At 44.1% G+C, this 15,130-nt stretch carries 11 protein-coding genes; 7 read left to right on the top strand and 4 right to left on the bottom strand.

The window, feature by feature from the left end:
* Nucleotides 1-4 precede the first annotated feature (4 nt).
* Nucleotides 5-1,141 carry an iron-containing alcohol dehydrogenase gene (locus tag V1U08_RS03995; protein WP_239949697.1) on the bottom strand — a complete coding sequence of 379 codons (1,137 nt, stop codon included), beginning with the start codon at nucleotides 1,139-1,141 and terminating at the stop codon, nucleotides 5-7.
* A 207-nt stretch (nucleotides 1,142-1,348) separates the two neighbouring features.
* On the opposite strand from V1U08_RS03995, the gene V1U08_RS04000 reads away from it, so the two are divergent.
* From V1U08_RS04000 to V1U08_RS04020, 5 genes are all read left to right on the top strand, one after another.
* Nucleotides 1,349-2,650, top strand: coding sequence for a four-carbon acid sugar kinase family protein (locus V1U08_RS04000; protein ID WP_330469975.1), 1,302 nt, complete (start codon nucleotides 1,349-1,351; stop codon nucleotides 2,648-2,650).
* Nucleotides 2,650-3,636: a 4-hydroxythreonine-4-phosphate dehydrogenase PdxA gene (pdxA, locus tag V1U08_RS04005; RefSeq protein ID WP_014234698.1), complete on the top strand. Its 987-nt coding sequence runs from the start codon at nucleotides 2,650-2,652 to the stop codon at nucleotides 3,634-3,636. Before V1U08_RS04000 ends, pdxA begins: the two co-directional genes overlap by 1 nt.
* Nucleotides 3,633-4,388, top strand: a complete 756-nt coding sequence (locus V1U08_RS04010) for a DeoR/GlpR family DNA-binding transcription regulator (RefSeq protein ID WP_014234699.1) — start codon at nucleotides 3,633-3,635, stop codon at nucleotides 4,386-4,388. The genes pdxA and V1U08_RS04010 overlap by 4 nt, the downstream gene beginning before the upstream one ends.
* Nucleotides 4,389-4,725: 337 nt before the next feature.
* The gene (locus V1U08_RS04015; RefSeq protein ID WP_065298250.1) at nucleotides 4,726-5,343 is read left to right on the top strand and encodes an NAD(P)H-dependent oxidoreductase; all 618 of its coding nucleotides are present in this window, start codon (nucleotides 4,726-4,728) and stop codon (nucleotides 5,341-5,343) included.
* On the top strand, nucleotides 5,340-7,298 hold the full coding sequence (locus V1U08_RS04020; RefSeq protein ID WP_330469976.1) for a monovalent cation:proton antiporter-2 (CPA2) family protein: 1,959 nt from the start codon (nucleotides 5,340-5,342) through the stop codon (nucleotides 7,296-7,298). Before V1U08_RS04015 ends, V1U08_RS04020 begins: the two co-directional genes overlap by 4 nt.
* A gap of 80 nt (nucleotides 7,299-7,378) precedes the next feature.
* Here V1U08_RS04020 and V1U08_RS04025 read toward each other — a convergent pair whose 3' ends face one another.
* Nucleotides 7,379-7,672 (bottom strand): hypothetical protein, encoded by a 294-nt coding sequence (locus V1U08_RS04025; RefSeq protein ID WP_014234702.1) that lies wholly within the window; start codon nucleotides 7,670-7,672, stop codon nucleotides 7,379-7,381.
* Between the two features lie 389 nt (nucleotides 7,673-8,061).
* Here V1U08_RS04025 and V1U08_RS04030 point away from each other — a divergent pair, with 389 nt between their 5' ends.
* Both V1U08_RS04030 and V1U08_RS04035 read left to right on the top strand, forming a co-directional pair.
* Nucleotides 8,062-10,509 (top strand): glycoside hydrolase family 3 C-terminal domain-containing protein, encoded by a 2,448-nt coding sequence (locus V1U08_RS04030; RefSeq protein ID WP_330469977.1) that lies wholly within the window; start codon nucleotides 8,062-8,064, stop codon nucleotides 10,507-10,509.
* A gap of 256 nt (nucleotides 10,510-10,765) precedes the next feature.
* Nucleotides 10,766-11,770 (top strand): helix-turn-helix domain-containing protein, encoded by a 1,005-nt coding sequence (locus V1U08_RS04035; RefSeq protein ID WP_330469978.1) that lies wholly within the window; start codon nucleotides 10,766-10,768, stop codon nucleotides 11,768-11,770.
* 92 nt (nucleotides 11,771-11,862) lie between these two features.
* Here V1U08_RS04035 and V1U08_RS04040 read toward each other — a convergent pair whose 3' ends face one another.
* Together V1U08_RS04040 and V1U08_RS04045 are read right to left on the bottom strand one after the other, a co-directional pair.
* A complete protein-coding gene (locus tag V1U08_RS04040; RefSeq protein WP_330469979.1) occupies nucleotides 11,863-13,215 on the bottom strand; it encodes an alpha-amylase family protein in 1,353 nt (450 codons plus the stop codon).
* Between the two features lie 692 nt (nucleotides 13,216-13,907).
* Entirely contained in the window at nucleotides 13,908-15,065 is a 1,158-nt protein-coding gene (locus V1U08_RS04045) for an iron-containing alcohol dehydrogenase (protein ID WP_330469980.1), read from the bottom strand.
* Nucleotides 15,066-15,130 lie beyond the last annotated feature (65 nt).

A 15,130-nucleotide genomic window follows, 5' to 3' on the forward strand; every position in this document is an offset into this window, starting at 1 on the left:
GTCCTTACTTAGTGATGCTCTGATAAAGCTCCAAAACATCTTGTTCAGAAACTTTAACTGGTGAATGGTTAAGTAAACGGGTCACTTGCATTGCGCTCGCTGCCAACTCAGGCAACTGTTCGCGCTCAATGCCAATGTCATTGAGGTAAGTAGGTAGGCCTAGCTTTTGTACTAGGTTTTCTAAGTAATCTACCAACGCGGATGCCATTTCTGCTTCGGACAACTCAAGGTTGGCAGAAGGCAGTAGTCGGTAGACATTCGCTAACTTTTCTTCGCAGTGACTGTAGATATGCTTCATAACTGGCACTAGCAACAGTGAGTTCGCCAGACCATGTGGAATTTTATATTTGCCGCCAAGTGGGTAAGACAACGCATGCACAAGGTGGGTACCAGAATGAGAAATGGATGCCCCGCCGTAGTACGAAGCCCACAAAAGGTTAAGTCGAACCATTAAGTCTTCTGGTGTTTCAATCACTTGCTCAATATTCGCGAAAAACTTCTGCATGCCGATCAGCGCGTAGTTATCGCCAACTGGGTTCGCTACGCTCGCGGTGTAACACTCGATTAAGTGACATAGCGCATCAATCCCCGTTGAAGCAGTAATGTGCACTGGCATAGAAGTGGTCAACTCAGGCACCAAAGCAACATAATCAGGAAGCATCACTGGAGAAATGATGCCCACTTTTGTTGCACGCTCTGGGATCGCGATGATTGAGTTTGGCGTTGCTTCTGCACCAGTACCTGCTGTAGTAGGAACAAGCACTAAAGGAATTCGTGACTCTGGTGTTTCACCTTCTAATAAGCGGTTAAAGCACGCAAGGTTCTCTGAAGGTGATGCGTAAAGCACCGAAATCAGTTTCGAAATATCAAGGACACTACCGCCGCCGATACCAACAACAGCATCTACGCTCTCTGGCAATGTATCGAGTAGGCTTTCGACATCAAGGTTGGTCGGCTCTGCAGGTAAGTCGCTGACTAACGTATAGTGGTATCCCTGCTTATCAAGTGAAGAAACAAACGACTGAACCTTGTCCAGCTTAATAACGTTGCTGTCTGTCATTATTAACAGATTCTGTTCACTTGATAACACCTGAAACATCTGTTCGATGCCACCACTTATCACAGTTGTAAAAATATTCATTCACTTCCCTTATCTTTCGCTAGGACTGATTATTTTCAATCATCGCCGTTATTAAACTTGATATATTTATACATAAAAATTCTGACCATCGACGAGATTTAGCTCACAAATAATCATTTTGATTAAATTTAATCAAAAAGTTCTTTATTTGAGCGATTTTTTGATTACAATAATTTTAGTTGCAAATCTTGGAGTAAGAATTTCGTCATGAAGGAAGGAATAGAGAAACCTGTTTACATTGTTGCTGACGATTTCACTGGCGCAAACGATGTAGGTGTCGCATTAGCTTCATCAGGAGTAGAAACGCAAGTTCTGCTTACTCCTGAAGTACTTAGTGATAAAGGCACTGCCGTTCGCATCATTTGTACTGACTCCCGAGATCTAGATAAGCAAGACGCGAAAGCTGAGCTCGCTCAGATATCAAAACGCTTTCATCTAGCTGAACATCAACCACTGCTTATAAAGAAAGTCGATTCAACTTTGCGTGGCAATGTTGGAAGCGAAATCGAAGCATTAATTGACACCGGTTATGATTTAGCCATCGTCGCAATCGCCGCCCCAATCGCTAAAAGAAAAACGGTTAACGGCCTTTGTTATGTCAACGACACTCCACTGTCAGAGACAGAGTTTGCTTCTGATCCGAAATCGCCGATTACTTCCTCAAGAATCGTCGATATCTTGGGCTCACAAACTACCAGTGAAATGAGTGAATATCTTCAGTCAGATCACAATAATGATCCTCACCATCAACATTTCAATAAATTTTATGAAAGCGGTACCAGAATTGTTGTCTGTGACGCAAATTCAAACAAAAATTTGCTTGATCTCTATCAGGCAGCGGCGAAGTTATCGATACCAACGGTCTTTGTCACCACGGGGGAACTGACCCAGGCAATCGTCGACAATACAAGCACTCCAACGCCAGAAACGAATCACACTCAAGGGCCTGTGTTGGCGATAATTGGGTCGATGAGCCAAACCACTTTCAAACAAACACAGTTCCTAATTGAAAATGAAATCGCGCAAGTTGTTGAACTGGAAATAGAAGCGTTGTTGTCTTCTGAGTTTGAGTCGTACTTACAAGCAAAATCATCAGAAGCCATCCAATGGCTGAACAGTAATCACAACTGCGTAATAAGAAGCTGCAAAGACCCTGAGATTCGACATGAACTCAGCGCGATAGCAGCGCAACACAATTTATCTCAAAAAGCACTGGCTGAGCATGTTCGTAACTGCTTGGCGGAGTTAGCGACACAAATTATTGCAATAACCGAGTCCACTCAAAAGCTCGGAGGCATGATTCTTTGCGGGGGTGACATTGCCATAGCTACCGCGCAGAAATTGAACGCCCCTACCTACAACATCGGCGGTATTGTCGCTGATTGCGTGCCATGGGGAACACTTGATAGCGAATTAACCCAATTTCCTATCTTCACGAAAGCAGGCGGGTTTGGCGACGCTAGCACTTTCTCTAAAGTTATTCAGCATTTAAATAAAGAGGTCAAATAATGAAAGGTGTAATTGGTATTACAATGGGCGACCCTGCAGGTATCGGCCCGGAAATCATTCTTAAAGCACTAGCCGAAGATTCGCTATCTGGAACAAACTGTGTGGTAATCGGTAGTGTTGAAGTTCTTGAGGAAGTGCTTAAGCAAGATCTTGCCCCATCTCAAGAAATCAATGTTATTAACAAGGTTAGTGAAGCTAATTTTAGTACTGGCGTTGTGAATGTTATCGATATTCCACTGGAAGACATCGGTTCATTTAAGATCGGCACAGTGCAAGCCCAAGCAGGTGACCTTGCCTACCGTTGTATCGAAGTAGCAACTTCGCTAGCCCTAGATGGTGAAATCAGCGCAATTGCCACAGCGCCTCTGAATAAAGAAGCGTTGCACTTGGCAGGCCATAATTACCCTGGTCACACAGAGTTACTGGCGAAGCTTACGGATACTAAAGATTACGCCATGGTGCTTTACACCGATACACTACGTGTTATCCATGTAACCACACACATCGCGTTGCTAAAATTCTTGGAGACTCTGAATCAGAACCGCGTAAACACTGTGATTAAGATCGCTGACGAGTTTATGAAAAAAGCCGGTTTCGAAACCCCTAGAATTGCAGTTGCAGGCGTTAACCCTCATGCTGGCGAAAACGGTTTGTTCGGTACCGAAGAGATTGAAGTTCTGAACCCATGTATCGAAACAATGAAAAAAGAAGGCGTTGACGTTTATGGCCCATGCCCACCAGACACTGTCTTCCTACAAGCGTCACAAGGCCAATATGATATTGTCGTTGCCATGTACCACGATCAAGGACATATCCCTCTGAAATTGATGGGCTTCTACGACGGTGTTAATATTACCGCTGGTTTGCCGTTTTTCCGCACCTCTGCAGACCATGGTACTGCATTTGATATTGCATGGTCAGGTAAAGCTAACCCTGAAAGTATGATTAAGTCCGTCGAATTGGCGGTTAAATTGAGCAATGTATGAAAAAACACCGCGTTGAGCAAATAACTGAGTATCTCAAACACCATAACCTGGTGACCGTGGATGATTTGGTCAAAGTCGTGGCAGCATCACCTGCCACGATTAGACGAGACCTGATCAAACTGGATGAGCAAGGTGTCATCACCCGAACTCATGGTGGCGTATCTTTAAATCGATTTGTCGCCAATCAGCCAACTACTAATGAAAAAATGCTACGCAGTATGCGAGAAAAGCAACACATCGCAGACAGAGCAGCGGAATTAGTTCAGGCTGGAGATTCCATCGTGTTGGATGCCGGGACCACGTCAATGGCGTTGGTCAAAAACCTTACTCATCTACCACTTCGAGTTATTACGGTTGATCTGCACATCGCGTTGTTTCTGTCTGAGTTTAAACAGATAGAAGTCATTGTTACCGGAGGCGCTGTGGACCATAGCAGCCAGTCAACCATTGGTGAGCATGGTAAACAGCTACTCCGCTCTATTCATCCAGATATTGCCTTCCTAACTTGTAACAGCTGGAGCTTGGAAAAAGGTGTCACAACACCAACCGAAGAAAAGGCGTCTTTGAAAAGAGACATAATTCTAAACGCCAACAGAAAGGTGTTGATTGCGGACAGTTCAAAGTACGGAGCTTATTCGCTCTATAAAGCCTGTGATTTAGTCGATACCACGCATATCATCACCGATAGCAGTCTCGAAGCCGATACTCAATCCCAAATTCGAGCAAAAGGTATCGAACTCATTACTGTTTAAAACAATTTAAGCCTTAAACAGTGCGTTATCATCAATCATTAGACTGCAGGTTTGTCCTTAATTTCATAGCTAACCTATCTCAACATATGGACGAACATCGACTCTTCAAAAAGAAAGCCAGTAGCTAAATCACTACTGGCTTTTTAGTTTTATATCAAGCCTAAACGCACTCCAAGAGAGTGCTTTAAGTGCGCCTTGATCGAGACTCTCATCCGTTTTGCCTAACAGCACTATATCGCTGCCTAGCAACGCTATTCTATATGGGTTACATTTTTACATGACCCACGCCTAACTGTTCCTCGTAGCCAGTTAGGTTAAGCAGCTGGCAAGGATCCCCATGACCAATAAAAAAGTATTAATTCTCTTTGCTCACCCTTCTCAACATCGTTCAGAAGTGAATATAAAGCTATTTAAAGAAGCTCAAAAAATACATGGCGTAACATGTGTTGATCTTTATGGTGAATATCCGCGATTTAATATCAATATCGATCGTGAACAACAGCGCTTGCGCGACCATGACGTGGTGATTTTTCAGTTTCCTCTATATTGGTACTCTACCCCATCGATTCTAAAAGAGTGGCAAGATCTGGTTTTAGAATATGGTTTTGCTTACGGGACCGATGGTACTGAGTTACAAGGCAAAACCATGCTTTGTGTGCTTTCTGCTGGCGGCAAAGAAGAAGCCTACAAAGCGGAAGGCTATAACCATTTCACGATTCGTGAGCTGCTGGCTCCTATTGAACAAATGTCCGCTCTGACGGGTATGAACTACGTCGCCCCTCTGGCAATGTTTGGAGCACGCACGGCAGCAGAAGAAGGCCGGATACCTCGGCATGTGGAACGCTACAGAAAGCTATTAACCGCATTGGTTGAAGACAGGCTTGATATTGATGCAGCTGCTTCACTGATTAAACTCAACAGTGCTCTGCCTGAACTGATTAAGGAAGCCTCATGACAGGAATATTTTTACAGGCTTTTGTCTACCTTTTTGCCTCAGTCATCGCTGTACCGCTCGCTAAGCGGTTTGGTCTCGGTTCCGTCTTAGGCTATTTAATCGCGGGCGTTGTCATCGGCCCAATTATTGGTTTAGTTGGAGAAGAAACAACGACCATACAGCACTTCGCTGAATTTGGCGTCGTGATGATGTTGTTCTTAGTCGGCCTGGAACTCGAACCTAAAATGCTTTGGGCAATGCGTAATCGCTTAATGGGTTTAGGTGGCCTTCAGGTTGTAGGAACCACAGGCGCTATCATGGCGATTGCCTTGTACTTTGACCAGCCATGGACCATTTCCCTGGCGATAGGTTTGATTTTTGCCCTTTCTTCCACGGCGATCGTACTGCAAACTTTCAGCGAAAAAGGTTTAACGAAAAGTGATGGTGGGAAAAACGCATTTTCCGTGCTTCTTTTTCAAGATATTGCCGTTATCCCAATGCTGGCTTTCATTCCACTTCTCGCATTACCTGAACTCGTGGAGCTCGCTCAACAAACTGCTCAAACTGCAGCGCAGCACCACGACGATTTAAATCTCGTCGCCGATTTACCAGGCTGGGCGTACGGGCTGGTGATAACCGCTTCGATTGCTATCGTCGTTGTTGGCGGACACTATTTGAGCCGTCCTCTACTCAGTTACGTTGCCAGCTCAGGGCTGCGCGAAATCTTTACCGCCACCGCCCTGATGTTAGTGATCGGTATCGCTGCACTGATGAGCTTGGTTGGCCTATCGCCTGCGCTGGGAACCTTCTTGGCCGGAGTAGTGTTAGCCAACAGCGAGTTCCGCCATGAGCTTGAATCCAACATCGAACCATTTAAAGGACTATTGCTGGGCTTGTTTTTTATCACCGTTGGCGCGGGAATTAACTTTTCCGTTTTGTTTGGTGAGTTCTGGCTAATTTTGGCTCTGACACTTAGCGTCATGGTGTTAAAAGCCTTAGTGCTGTTTAGCCTTGGGATCATCTTCCGAGTTAAAGGCAGTAACCGCTGGTTGTTCACTCTGAGCTTGGCTCAAGCCGGTGAGTTCGGTTTTGTACTACTCAGCTTCTCAGTACAAAACCACGTGATCCCTTATGAGTTATCACAAACCCTGTCTCTTGTTGTCGCGATATCCATGTTCCTGACGCCAGGACTGTTTATTTTGTTTGATAAGGTCATTCTGCCTCGATTCGAGAGTCAGTCTAATCAACGAGAAAGTGACACGATTGAAGAAAAAGGAACGGTAATTATTGCGGGAATCGGGCGCTTCGGGCAAATAGTGAATCGCTTATTGGTGTCCAATGGGGTCAATACCGTGGTGCTGGACCACCAAGCCGATCAAGTTGATAACCTGCGCCAAATCGGTACTCGTGCCTATTTTGGTGATGCAACTCGTCCAGACATGCTTCATACCGCAGGCATCGAAGAAGCAGCAGCATTTGTCGTCGCTATCGACAATCGAGAAGCCAGTGTTGAGTTAGTCAAATACGTAAAACACACCTACCCGAAGGTAAAAATTCTCGCGCGCGCTTTCGACCGAGGCCATGGCTACCTTCTGAGGCAGGCGGGAGCAGATATCATTGAGTCAGAAACTTATCACTCAGCGTTAGAATTGGGAGGGCAAACAATGAATGTTCTCGGCATTCACCCTTTCTATGTCGAACAGCAAAAAGCGACCTACAAACGCGTTGAGGAACGTAAATCAGAAATGCTGTACAAAGCCTGGGAGGACGACTCGGAAGGCAAACGCTTTGATAACAACTATCGCCTTCTATTTATTCAGTTAGAGGAAAAGATGGCAGAGGAAATGGGCAAAGACCGCCACGACAATCTTTCTCGTTCTGAGCGTGGTTGGACTCCGCCACCTAAAGAGTATGCAGATACTTTTGAAGGTGAAAACGTTCACGAACTGCACCTTCCCAAGGAAGAAACCCAGTAGTTTGCTAAACAAAAAAACCTCCCTGATTTAGGGAGGTTTTTAATATTTAGAACACCACTACACGCCGCTAGAAGTCGAAATCACATAAGATCATTCATTAAAATCTCATATTCTTCACTCGCTTCCTCGACTAAATGAGAAAGCTCTCTAGCGTCAGAAACCGCAAGCTTGAATTGCCAAGGAGTCGCGTTGTCTTTACCGCAAATTCGCGTCTCGTTGCCGCGGCTTTCAAAAGACAAATCGTCAAACGCGGTCGAGTGACACTCTTGAAGTTCGACGATTTCGACTTTTAATTTACCGACTGGGTTTACTTCTATATGCGCGTGTAAATCCGGGCGTCTGGATAAACAATAGTCTCGATGAACTGCAATCATAGCCGTCTCCTTGTGCCTGCCGATTCAACAATAAGTGTAGATGACCTAATGTGACCGACAGGTGAAAAAATGGTTAAGATTGATCTGTCTCATCAGATCAAACAAGTTTTCTCCCAAACCAAAATATCGGCATGAAACTCTCCGAATGCACGGGCGATGAAAGCGAAATTCTGGCTGCGCTTGTGATTAAACCGATAAGGATGAAAACGCTACTCGCTGAACTGGTATAAATATCACATTTCTCAATGCTTCCCCAAAATGCACAATATTTCTCCGAAATGCAAAGTGTCGACGCGCTGAAATCTTTAAAGTCATCTGTCAGAACCATCTTACAACTGTGTTCTTAGGTTCATTAGGTAAGAAACCTCAAATAACAACAAGGAAACCCTATGTCTGACTTTAAAACTCTACCAAAGCTAATCACCGTTGCTGTCGCACTGGGGTTAGCAGGTACTGCGACTGCAGCTAACACCAAAGACAATCTACAAATTCAGGACAGTGGCGTTAAGTACACTAAAAAAGCAGAATCCATGCTGAAAAAACTTAGCCTCAGCGAAAAACTGGATATCTTGTCTGGCCCGGGTATGGACTTAACCACCTATCAAGGTCAGGACGCGATTAATCTCGATCCTGAAAAAGATGTGACAGGTGTAGCTGGCTACATCAACGGTGTTAAAAACAAGAAATTGGATATTCCAGCAGTGAAACTGGCTGATGGTCCTGCTGGTTTAAGAATTCAACCATTACGTGATGGTGACAGCAACACGTATTACGCAACCGCGTGGCCAATTGGCTCTTTGCTTGCTTCAACATGGGATACCGGACTGGTTCAAAAAGTAGGTCAAGCTGAAGGTAACGAAGTCAAAGAATATGGCGTCGACTTTTTGTTAGCACCAGGCATGAATATTCAGCGTAACCCACTTCTTGGTCGTAACTTTGAGTACTATTCAGAAGACCCAGTCTTATCAGGCAAAATCGCAGCGGCGATGGTGAACGGGCTCCAGTCCAACAATATTGGTGCGACCATTAAACACTTTGTCGCAAACAATGCCGAGACCAACCGATTTTTCAATAACACAGTGGCTGATCCACGAACCCTACGTGAAATCTATCTGAGAGGTTTCCAGATTGCCGTGGAAGAAGCGCAACCATGGGCAATCATGAGCTCATACAATCTGGTTAATGGTACTTACGCTAACCAGCGTAAAGATCTGATGACTGATATCCTGAGAGGTGAATGGGGCTTCAAAGGACTGGCAATGTCAGACTGGTTTGCAGGTAATGTATCTGGATTGAGAAGTGACTTCACCGGCCAAGTCGAGGGCGGACGAGATGTAGAGTCAGCGGCCAAGCAAGTGAAAGCTGGCAACGATTTGATTGAACCAGGCGGTGTAAAAACGGATCTTCTTAACTCTTATAATAACAGTACGCTGACACTAGAAGAGATCGATAACAGCGTTGTGGCAATTCTTGCGCAAGTGCAGAAAACCCCTTCTTACAATAACTACAACTACTCCGATGCACCGGATCTTGATGCTCATGCGGCATTAGCCAGACAAGCCGCCGCAGAAGGTATGATTCTACTTAAAAATACAGATTCTGCCCTTCCACTTGCGTCAGGTAGTAAAGTGGCTTCATTTGGTACCACTCAAGTGAATACCCTCAAAGGAGGAACGGGTAGTGGTGATGTGAATGCTGCTTACATCGTAGATATTGCCTCGGCGCTAGCGAACAAGTTTGAGCTTAACCAAGGACTTACAAACTACTACAGCGACTACTTCGAAGCCAACAAACAATCGACAGGAGCGCTAATCGGTGCTTTTGAATTCTGTTTAGAGCCAGAAGTTGATGCTAGCTTGCAAGCACGTGTCGACGCCGCGGCTGAAAATGATGACGCAGCCGTTATCACAATTGGCCGTCAGGCTGGTGAAGGTGGTGACCGAAGTGCAGAACAAGGTGATTACCGCCTGACAAATGAAGAGTTGGCGATCATTGATGCCGTATCCACAGCATTCCACGAACAAGGCAAAACGGTCACAGTGGTCCTCAATGTAAACGGCCTTGTTGAAACGACTGGTTGGTCAGAGAAAGTAGACTCTATTGTTCTTGCCTACATGGGTGGCCAGGAAACCGGTAATGCAGTCGCTGATATACTATCTGGTGCCGTTAACCCAAGCGGTAAACTTGCGCAAACTATGCCAGTAAACTACGCAGATGTTCCATCAGCAGATACGTTCCCAGGCGCTGATACCGATGGGGACGGTCTAGAAGATGAGTCTCTATATAACGAAGGTATCTACGTCGGCTACCGCTATTACTCTTCGTTTGATAAGGCTCCGGCATACCCATTTGGTTACGGCCTGTCATACACGAACTTTGAGTACAGCAACCCATCGATTGTCTCCAATACGTTGACCAAAGGTGGTGCATCAGGCTCTATTACCATCAGCGCCACAATTACAAATACCGGTAGTGTGGCTGGTAAAGAAGCGGCTCAGGTTTACGTAAATGCACCAGAAGTGAAGCTGAAAAAACCAACCATCGAGCTTAAAGCCTTCAATAAGACAGATCTGTTGAACGCTGGTCAGTCTGAGACATTGACTTTCAATATCCCAGCTCAGACCCTCGCTAGCTTTGATGCGGAAAACAATCAATGGATCGTTGAACCAGGCGCTTACACCGTCTATGTCGCGCCGTCTTCAGATGTGACTGGCACCGAAGCACCATCAGTACAATTTACTGTGAGCAGTGAGATTGTTGTAAGTCAAACAACTCCGAACGCGCTTGCATTAGAAGAAGGCGTCACAAAAGAAGATCTTCTGACTATTAAAGAGTAATTCACGTTTACCGATCAAAGCCCGAAATTTTATTTCGGGCTTTTTTTAGTTCTTATGTTGTCCATACGTTACCTATCCACATCAATCGATCATCAGAAGTAAGAATCTGATCTCGATTCCTATTTTTTCACGAAGTAAAATATATTTTTAGCAGTAGATCACTAATTCATTTTTCCGTAACGGAAAAATATCAAAAGAGATATACCATGTTAATGATTGGGTTTTGTTCATTTATAATATTAATAAAGGACGAATAATGAATGGCAGTGTCTCTAATGTATTAACATCTACAATGCTTCAACAACTATCTGTATTAGGGCATGATACAGATAAAATTATACAAAGTTGCGGTATTAACAAATATGAACTCAATAAAAAGAATGGACGAATCTCTTCGGCTGCGCATTATGCTCTTCTTGAAACGTTTATGCCTTATCAAAAGCGATTCTTTAAAGATTCTGGGTTAGAGGGCATGTATTCATTATTCCCTGATTTATTTAGTTTATGCATTAATGAGTCTTCTGCAGAGTCGGCTATGAGTAGCTATATTCAGTACCGCGCCGTCATTGGCAGTTGCGACCGGTGCGAAGTACAAGTAGATCAAGATACGATGAAGATAAAATATACTGATACTGGGCCGAATAAAATGATTTCCAGTGCATTATCAAACTTTGTCTTTATTCGTGAAATTATTAGCCAGTATATTTCAGATGGAAAATACTCTGTAGGATTAACTCATACGAATTTGATTCCGCATCATACAGCAAACGAAAAACTCGATACTAAATGCTTGTTTGGCCAAAACGAAAACTACTTAATTGTAAAATCTCCGCAAATTAAAAAAAGAAATGCCTTTTTTAACGAGAACCTCTACAGGCTACAAAAAATAAATTTAGATAAAGTCAATTATGAAATTAATCAAAGTAAGTTTTCATTCATTGTTGAAGATATTGTGAGTTCTTTAGTATCTGAACAACTGGTTTTTTGCGATCAAAAAATTTTGGATAATGTTTGCGACAAATTAAAAATGAGTCGCTGGACACTTAATAAAAAGTTAGCGATAGAAAATACGTGTTTTACCGATATTTTTAATAAAGTCCGGTTAGATAGAGCCGTCAAACTTCTCACCGAAACCAATAAGAGCATGAACGAGATCAGTGAACTGACTCGATTCTCTTCTCAATCAGTATTTTCCAGATTTTTCCGTTCGCACACCAATATGTCGCCTAACCAGTACCGAAAACAAGCTCGTCACGCCTGAGCTAAGGCACGATACTGTTGTTCGAAGCAATCACAACACATAGATAGCTTGTTTAACGCCTTGATTAATCGACGTTAAACAAGCTTAAAGCACTACAACTGGGCCAAAAGTAGCATCGACGACTTGGCCGGTACCTTGATCTCATCTTGCGACGAAACTAAGTTTCCAGTCATCATATCTAACCAATTTCCTTCTGTTGCAAGCGACAAAGACTGCGGGCGAGATGATTTATTGAGGACCACAATACCTTGATCCCCTCGCTCTAACACCAGCATGTCGTCGTTACCTTCGAGAACCTTCATAGGTTGACCATGAACGGCGTTGTGGAACTTAATCATGGTGGCCATCCGAGGATCACTCCATGCGCCTTTCCATCTTGGTTTGCCATTTTTACCTTTAATGCCACTGGTGTCTAAATCGGTGTAAACCAGAGGCACACCGCCATCTCGACCCAATATATACGCATACGCCAGCCATTCGTCTTCTTCATCCATAACTAAGTCGAGGAAAACATCGTTATTTGGAATGTCGTGCGTCACAGCAAAAGTAATGGCTCGCCCCGGAGACAGTGCCTCACCGAAACAATACGGATCAATTAACGTCTTAAAACTGCCGTTTTTAGAAAACGCTTTAAAAATGGTGGTAAACAACGGGAAGTCATAAGCACCTAAGCGAGTTTCTTGTAAATATGGCTCTAGAAACAGCTGATACTCTTCGACGGTCGCCCCGCCATCTGTAATGATCTCGCCAAAAATGTGCACATCTTGGGTAATATCGTCGGTCCAGACTAGCTTAAGATGCTCAAGGGTCATATGTTTAGCCGCATCAATACGGAACCCTTTCACCCCGATCATTTTCAGTGCTTTTAAATAGGCTCGTTGCTGCTCAACAACATGCTCACAAACACGCAAAGTCGGTAAACCGGGATCCGCTGGTCCTCCAGTAATTCGGCCATTTTGTACTTGCCATTTGTCTTTCCAGTTCTTAATACCGAACGCTTTCACAAAATCTTCTTCAGTGAATAGCGGCTCAGATAGGTCCCCAAACAGCTTGAGCGCTTGGTATTTCTCTGGATTCGTTTGGTATTCCTGTAAAATTTCTTTGCTTGGGTATTGCAGATCTGGGCGCATGTGCGCTTCATTCGCCATATGGTTGAACACAACGTCTGCGTACACAAGTACACCAAAACGGCCCAGTTCATTAACCATATGGATAAAATCTTGAGTGTTACCAAGGGCATTGTCGATAACACGATAATCTTGAGGTTGATAGCGCTGCCACCAGCGTTCGTCGTTAGCGCTTTTCATTGGTGGAGAGACCAGAACAGAACCATAGCCTAGCTCATGGATCTCTTTTGCACGTCGGGCAATGTCAGCATACTTCCAATCAAAAGCATGCAGAATCACATTCGCACCAGATGATTGTATTTCCTGTAAGCCACTCATGTTTTTTCTCCTACTAGCTTCCACTTACTCGTTGCTGCTTGTTTGGTTTTCGATTCACAGTAAGCGGATTCAATAGTAAAAATTATAAGTGCTATCGCTAGGAGCCCCTCACCCTTTGAGGTTTTACTCAAGGATGAAAATAAAGGCGTACACCCTACTCCTTTCCCACACATAAAGGCTTACTTTGCTCTTTACCGTGTGACAGCTCTTATAATAACGCTCCCCTAAAATACGTAATCCTTTGTTTTATAATCAAATTTTAATCATATAAATACAAAGCTCACATACTCCCTCATTTCACTAATCTTGATAAAACAAGTACTTCCAATCCTCTAGATAACAAAAATTAAACAAAATGATTCTGGACACTGGATCACATTCGGGGAGAAATAAAACCGTTCTCAATTAGAGTAAAACAAGCACAATTCAAGCCAAAGAGCCCGATAAACAGCCGTTTTTCCTATCGCGTTGGTGAGCAATGCGTAGATATAGCCGCTGAAAGAGGTGTTAAATAGAGAATCAAATTTAAGGTGAGACGGTTGTAGTAGGAGCGTACTTCCCCAGACAGTTTAAGGAAGTACGAATAACCTAAACACGGGTTAAGTTGTTAGTCGGCAACAAAAATTGCCAACAAAGCTGTCGAGTATATTATCAAGCTAAGGTAACCCGTGATTTACTACGACAGGTAGTATTTATAAAGCGAGCTTTAATATCTCCACTGCATCCTCAGGCGTGACGTCTTTATGCTCACCCATTGCCAGCATACCGTGTTGAATCAACTTGTCTTTAACGGCAGGAATGTCGTTATCACCCAAACCGTATGCAGATAGCGTGGTGGGATTCCCCATTGCGGCAAAGAACGCTTCTGTTTTTTGAATGGCAGCATCAATTTGCTCATCTTCTGTGCCAGACGTGATGTTGAATACGCGCTGAGCATATTGCAGCAATTTGCCTCGTTTTTGTGCTTTTTTATATTTCCACATGGCAGGAAGAACGATCGCTAAAGTCTGCGCATGATCCAATCCATACAGTGCGGTCAGCTCATGGCCAATGGCATGCGTTGCCCAATCCGTAGGGACACCACACTTCAATGTACCATTAAGCGCTATCGTCGCAGTCCACATCAGATTTGCACGTACTTCGTAATCGTTTGGCGTTTCAAGAGCCAATGGGCCATCTTCCAAGACATTAAGCATCAGACTTTCTGCGAAGCGATCAGACACTTTAGCATTCACTGGGTAAGTCAGGTATTGCTCCAAAATGTGTACAAAGGTATCGACAGCACCATTGGCAATTTGTCGTGCCGGCAGAGAGTACGTGGTTTCAGGGTCTAGGATAGAGAAGGACGGGCGAACATACTCTGAGCCAAAAGACAGCTTATCTTGTGTTTCTGCGCGGGTAATCACGCCGTTTCGGTTCATTTCAGATCCTGTCGCAGGCAACGTCAGCACACAGCCTAACGTTAAGGCGCTTTCTACACAGCTTCCCCCCGTCGCGATGATGTCCCAGTAATCGCCTTCATAACAGGCAGCAGCACTAATGAACTTACTGCCATCAATAACGGAGCCTCCGCCTACAGCAAGAATGACATCAATGTCTTGTTCCTTGGCGACTTCCACCGCTTTCACTAATGTCTCGTAATGTGGATTAGGTTCGATTCCACCAAACTCAAACACGGTGTAACCATCAAGAGCAGCCATCACTTGCTCGTATACTCCGTTACTTTTGATGCTGCCACCACCGTAGGTGATCAGAATTTTGCTACCGAGTGGCACTTCTTCTGTAAGCGTCGAAATTTGCCCTTTACCGAAGTGCACTTTGGTAGGGTTGAAGTAGGTAAAGTTGTTCATATTGCGTCCTGGGAATCGATGTATTGTTTTGGCTATCGATAAATCCTCAACGATTCAGGCACTAC

Source organism: Vibrio sp. YYF0003 (genome assembly GCF_036350715.1).
GTDB lineage: Bacteria > Pseudomonadota > Gammaproteobacteria > Enterobacterales > Vibrionaceae > Vibrio > Vibrio natriegens.